Source organism: [Flexibacter] sp. ATCC 35208, assembly GCF_001975825.1.
GTDB lineage: Bacteria > Bacteroidota > Bacteroidia > Chitinophagales > Chitinophagaceae > Chitinophaga.
Map to the genome: position 1 here is coordinate 1 of NZ_MTKN01000131.1, position 6,966 is coordinate 6,966.

The 6,966-nt window shown below is 44.4% G+C and carries 2 protein-coding genes; one reads left to right on the top strand and one right to left on the bottom strand.

The features are described 5' to 3' along the window. Positions 1 to 5,607, bottom strand: a 5,607-nt coding sequence (locus BW716_RS34175; RefSeq protein WP_143709212.1) for a hypothetical protein, incomplete at its 3' end; no start/stop codon positions are given. 1,047 nt (positions 5,608 to 6,654) lie between these two features. Between BW716_RS34175 and BW716_RS36535 the strand changes: the two genes are divergently transcribed. Beyond that, positions 6,655 to 6,966 (top strand): hypothetical protein (locus BW716_RS36535; protein WP_220388905.1); only part of this gene is annotated, 312 nt, incomplete at its 3' end.

Consider the following 6,966-nt stretch of genomic DNA (forward strand, 5'->3'; position numbering starts at 1 on the left):
AATAGGAGTGCAAAATACAGAGAAAAGAGATGAATTAAATAAAAGATTTATAAGTTTTTTAACAGGTATGTTCACAATAAGATCGAAGTGACTGTAAATGAGAGAGAAATAAATTGTCCACACCTTCCACAAAATGGTATTTGGGTGAGTCATAACAAAGGTCTGTCGCAGATCAACCAGGTTACCGACGAGATCACTACTTACAATTACGAAGACGTTCGCCGTAACAGGGAACGTGGTGGTCATACACTGTTGCATGTCAGCTGGTAAAGCAGCGGCGGTTGGTGACATGTAGTTTACCAGTTTCACCGTATCGCTCGTAGAACATGTGCCGTTACCAATACTCCAGATAGCGCGTACGCTATCGCCGGCTGGCACAATGATCGTTGCGAGCGGATCGTTGGCATCAGTTACAGTAGCAGCGGTGGTACCTGCGAATGTCCATTCACCGACAGCTCCCGTTACATCAGGGGCGTTGGCTTTCATCACGAATGCACTGTCAGCACAATGTTTCACGCAGTCTGCACCGGCATCAGCTTTTACAGGTGTCTGGTAGTTGGTCAGGATCACAGCCGCGGAGTCAGCGCAGACACCATTTGCGACTACCCAGTGTAATTCTGCAGTAGCATCATTTGGTAATGTTATGTGTGCCTTTGGATCATGCTCTTCACCGGTGTGGATCGTAGCGCTGCCGTTACGTACATACCATGTACCGGTGGCACCGGTTACATTAGGCACAGAACCATCCAGTACAAAATCAGGACCTGCACACCTGGTCTGGTTAGTCCCTGCAGTGACAGCAGTCGGCTGTTCGTAGTTGATCAGCACAATGTTGTCAGCAGTGCTACAACCCAGGTTGGTAATCGTCCATCTCAGTACGACCGTAGTACCAGCTGTGATTGTGAAGGTCGCTGTCGGGTTGTTGACATCAGCAGCCGGGATGATATAAGATGCAGGAGAAACCACACTCCAGATACCCCAGATACCGGTAGCACCAGCTACATAAGGCGCATTCGCGGCCATGGTGAATGCATCAGTGTTACACTGTTTCATGGTATCAACACCCGCATCTGCAGGAGCAGGCGGATTGTTGTTGAAAATCCAGACAGTGTCCACATCCACACAAACGCCGTTTGTAATGGTCCAGAACAACATACTGCTATCACCCACAGGAATGGTCACCGTCGTGGCCGGATTATTAATATTTGCGATTGTTGCGGTAGAACCGGCAGGTTTGGTCCAGGTACCTGCTGCAGTTGTTTCAGAAGGTGCATTGGCTGCCATTGTGAAGGTCGCTGTATTACACTGGTGCTGGTCAGGACCTGCGTTCGCGTCAGCTGGTTTCACATAGTTGACCAGTTTTACATTATCTGAAGTAGCACATATGCCATTTACAATGGTCCAGGTAGCAATTACGCTATCGCCGGCTGGTACTGTAATGGTAGCAGCAGGACTATTGGGATTAGTAATCGTCGCTGTTGCTTTGGACACGGTCCAGGTACCTACACCTACAGATGGTGTAGAACCAGACATCATAAAGGTATTGGTACCACACTGCAGGATCTGTGCAGAACCTGCATCAGCAATGGCCGGCGCCTGGTAATTCTTCAGGAAGATATAATCAGTGCTGGAACAAACACCATTTGTTACCGTCCAGATGGCAGTAGCGGTATCACCTGCAGCCAGGGTAATCACCGGGTTGACCTTATGAATGTCAGCTGCAACAATACCTGCCTTGCTACCGGTGAACAGCGACCAGGTACCTGCTGCGGTAGCAGGATTAGGTGCAGTAGCTGCCATAGTGAAGGTGGCCGTGTTACATTGTACCAGTGAATCCGGACCTGCGTTGGCAGGATCTGGGCGCTGGTAGTTCACAAGGATGATATCATCTTTTGAAGAACAGGTACCATTAGTGATGGTCCAAGTCAGTACCGCAGTTATACCATTGGCAACTGTGATCACCGCATTTACCTTGCTGCTGTCTGTAGCAGGAATAGTAGCAGTACCACTCTTCACAGACCACTTACCGGTACCAATGACCGGTGTATTGGCGGCCATGGTAAAGGCCGGCGTCATACACTGCTTCAGGGAGTCAAGACCCGCATCGGCAGTCGTTGGTGTCGCGTAGTTATACAGTTTTACATAGTCAGCTGAAGTACAAAGACCATTGGTCACAGTCCAGATCAGCGTAGCGGTATCGCCGGCTGCCATTGTCACTGTTGCAGCAGGATTGTTGAACTGACCTGCAGTGATGGTCGCTTTGGAAGCCGCAAAGGTAAACCAAATACCTACTGCGGTAGATGGAGAAGGAGCGGTCGCGTTCATCGTGAAAGATGTCGTGTTACACTGCTCGATAGAATCCGGACCAGCTTCAGCCTTCACAGGTTGCATATAATTCGTCAGTACTACACTAGAAGAAGTCGTACAGGCGCCGTTGGTAATCGTCCATGTCAGCGTTGCAGTTTTACCTGCCGGTACGAATACAGTAGTAGTAGGACTTGTTGTATTAGTAATGGTAGCGGTACCTGTGTAAGTCCATTCACCCGCACCTACGGTAGCAGCATTGGCAGCCATGGTGAACAGGGAGTCATTACAATGTGTTTGAGCAGGACCTGCATTAGAAGTTGCAGGTGCAGTATAAACAGTGACAGTACCACTTGCACAGGCGGTAGCACCACATTGACCATTGCTTTCTACTCTTACATAATAAGTAGTGGTGGCAGTAACCGGAACAGTGATCGTAGTGCCGGTGCCGATTGCAGTACCAGTACCACAACCACCCGCATACCATACATATCTGCCGGCATTGGTACCATCAGCATTTTTACCCAGAGAACCACCGACAGCAGTCAGGGTCGTTGTACCGCTTGTACAGATATTTGGTGTACCCACAGTCACGCCTGTAGGTGCCGTGCCCGGAGATTCCACATTCACCCAAATCGTAGTGGAGTTGGTACAACCACCATTCTCACTTCTGAAGTTGACAGTAAATTTATACACGCCATTCGCTACACCTGTTGGAATAGGTACAGTGATCGGCCAAGAGGAGATCTGCGTTTCAGGTACGGCGGTGAAACCAGGCATTGTACCCATTACACTATAATAAGTAGGAGTACCTGTCGTCGCAACAGTATCCATCTCGAAATACCTCAAGGTGTTACAAACAGTATCCGGCTTAAGGGTCAGGGTTGGCGGCGGCGTATAATGTAATACAACGGTATCCGTATTGATACCACAGTTTAACACATTATTAATCGTCCATGCCAGCTGTACATCCTGATAAGCACCGCTCGTCACTCTTACAGTAGTATTATAGGCGTGAATATCGTCGATGGCTACGCCGGTAGACGTACCAATGACAGACCATGTACCTGTTTCAGCAAAATCATCTGTCAGGGCAACGTTTGGTTCGTTAGCCTGCATGATAAATACGTTGTTGGAAGCACAAAGTGTCGTATCCGGACCAGCATAAGCCCTGGTAGCACCCGTGATGAGTGTCAAGGTATCATAAGCATACCCCACACAATCAGTGTTGCCGGTAGCTGTCACAGTCCATTGCAGGTAAACAGTCAATCCCGGGTTGTTCAGTGTAATCACTGAAGTGGGGCTGTTCCTGCTTGTCGTAAAAGTAACATAGTTACTGAAGTCAATGGTAGAACTGGTGTTGCCAGACAAACCCGGACCGGATATACCTGTGACGGTCCATGTACCTCTTGTTCCTGGAATAGCGGAACGGAGCATGGTGAAAGAGTTGTTATCAGACGTACCATCCTCTGCACAATGTGTCACGTGTTTACCTGCAGGAGGCGCCGGCACTTGAGTTAGTTTTATTTTAAACGGAGCGGAAGTAACCGTACATGTACCATTTACAACAACGACAAAGAAAGATGTATCTGCAAGTGTCTGGGTCGTATAGTTAGCTATTGCAGTCAGGTTATCGTAGTCAGTCAGGTGCTGACCCGTAGCCACATCCGTCCCCCTATACCAGGTAATACTCTTGGTTGGATCACCCGCCGGATCAAGCGCATCGGCCACGCTCAGGGTAAGTCTACTACCCAGACACAAAGAGGTATCAGAGGCTGCGATCTGCACAATTGGCTTATCATCTTTCTTAATACTAGCCCTATTGGAGTCCACACAGGTTTTGCCACCATCAATACCATAGGTAACATAACCATATACTTTGATGGTCGTATCACTGAAGACAGTTACATGCCGGTCGGGGCCTACATAACTGGTATCGCTCCATTTGAAGAAATCATAACCACCGGAGGCTTGCAGTTCCACAGTGCCTCCCTCACAGATCTGGGATTTCGTAAGATTTAATACCGGCATCGGCAGGATAGTAATCTTGACCGATGATGAGGGGGCCGCACAGGTGGCGGCGGAACTTCCCGCTTCAAAGACCCTGACGCGGAAAAGGTAATCTGCCGCCACATCCTTTGTACCTTTTAGTTCACCTTCGTGAATGACGAGGGTATCTTTGTTGGCAGTACCATAAGGTACATTGAACCAGGTTACACCACCATCATCAGACATCTCCCATTGATAAGCCGGATTGGTAAAATAGTTAGTAGGTGTATAAGAAGAAACAAGTGTCGTAGCGACACCCTCGCACAATACTTCTCTCAGATTACTCACCGCTCCATGTATGGATGCATCGATACCAGGACTACAATAGGATAGCTGGATATCATCCACGGCAATATCATTACCACAACCACCAGGAAAATTATTGATAATTCGTACAATTACACTGCTCACACCAGAAGGTACAGTGAAGGACCCCCCGAACCTTTGCCAAGTAGGTTTGGTGAAGGTGGGAGAAACGGCGTAGGTTCTGAAGCTGGCTAATACCTGACTGGTATCTGCTGCATTTAATATCTGGAAAGTTACTCCTGCATAAATAAACCCCCACACACAGGCACTATTCATTACACTGGTACTATCAATATTTAAGAACCATGCACTGAAGTTATATACAGAACCACGGCACAGACCATCTACCTTTTTCTGAAAGAATATTGATTGAGTATAACCGGAGTTTGCTACCAACATAGCTCCTCGGTCTGTACCTGTGTGATCTCCGGAGAAGACAAAGTTAATTCTGAGATGAGTTGTATTAGAAATAGCATAATAATTATCTTCAAGACCACCTGATGGGGAGTAAATATAAGTAATAGCAGAACTGGGTGAATATTCCATTCGGCCGGTATTGACGGGTAGTGTACCAAAGTTCTCAGTAAAACCAGGCATTTCCGCATCACCACCGCTACAGGTAGATATCGTACAGTCAACTACAACAAGACTCTGTGTTCTCGTCACCGTCGAGTAAACAGTTTTACCACCACTTGTACTTGCATAGGTCATCGCAACTTTAAAGGTATACTTACCAGGAACGAGGAACTGTAACGTCAGCATATTCGTCTGGTTCAGTAAAGTATCTTTAATGGAAGATGTCCTTTCGGAATATAGGATGTTATAATCTGCATTCGTACCATTAGGTGAAGTAATTGTCCAGTTGGCCTTAGAAGCAGCACCACTAGCCAGCTGCGCATTCATACTGGTAAACTTGAGCTGGTCTGCAGTGCTATTATTAGTAGACATACATACTGTATCTGGCACATTAAGAAACAAGATTTGGCCCCTCGCTAACCCAAATAGGAGAACCATACAACTGATTATTAAAATAGTTGATTTAATCATCGTTAAAGGTAGTTGTACTGTTATAGGTGCTATTTTACTACGATGACAAGAGTAATTGTGAAACTACAGCACACAATAAAATCTCAATTAATTCTTCGCAGAAATAAAAAATTGGCAATATTAATATTATCGTCAGCCAGGCTTATAATATCAACACAATATTACATACAATTATTTTTAAATTTAAATTCTATTCAACATTTAATCAGTATTTAATATTTTAAAAAATCAATTTAATGATCGGTAAATATTAAGATGTATAAAAAACTCCTAAATAATATTATAACAGAATCAGCAATCGAAACACTAAACTAAAGCTGTTGCAACGTATATACATCACATTTACACGCAATTATTAAGACTCAGCAATCGAAACATTAAATAAATGTCGTTACACCGTATATTCATTACGTTAACACGCAACTATTTATTGATAAATAAATATTAAACAATTTGTATAACAAATGACTTTATGATATTTGTTAAATCCATTTAAATTATTCAATACATGCAACACTCAAAGGAAGAATGTGTTTCGGAGGTTGAATTAGATTTGAACGACTGAGGGATATAATTCTTGCATCAGATACAACGCCAGTATTTGAAGGCATGATTATCAGACAGACAAGTTTCTCCATTTATAGTCAACGAATCCGGGGTAGAAGCTGGCCAAAAATAGTTGCAGCTGGGGCGGCTAATGCATATGTTACAACTACTACATGTAGCATTATACGGAATTTGTGTAGACAGTAATTGTATAGAAGAAGCAATTAAAAAATTTGATGAGTCAATTACAAAGTATCATGCAGAAATAGCGAATAATTTATTATATATGCCATCATTCAATAGTCCGGTAAGTTTTCCACAGCTTCGCTGTGGAAAATAGATGTAGATAAATAAAAGAGCTTTCCAGCTGATACCAAAATAAAAAAAAGGCAATGAGGAAGTATGACTAGTACCAATCTCAAAGCCTTTGGCAAGGTGAAACACCTTGTTAGTGCAATTTTAAATGAATTGCCCCTAATAACCAAACCTCAATACAAATTTATGATTTCGCTATTTGAGGTCTGGCTATGTTTGCCTGTTCGATATACCATCTCCAATATTAGCCGTTTTGGTACTTATTGTGAGAAAAGCATCCGATTGCAAATGGAAAAGGAATTTGATTTCGGAGGCTTTAATAGTTCTTTGATTAAGGATAACTGTGGTAAGCGTCTCATTGCTGCTTATGACCCAACCTATTTGCCAAAGTCTGGAAAA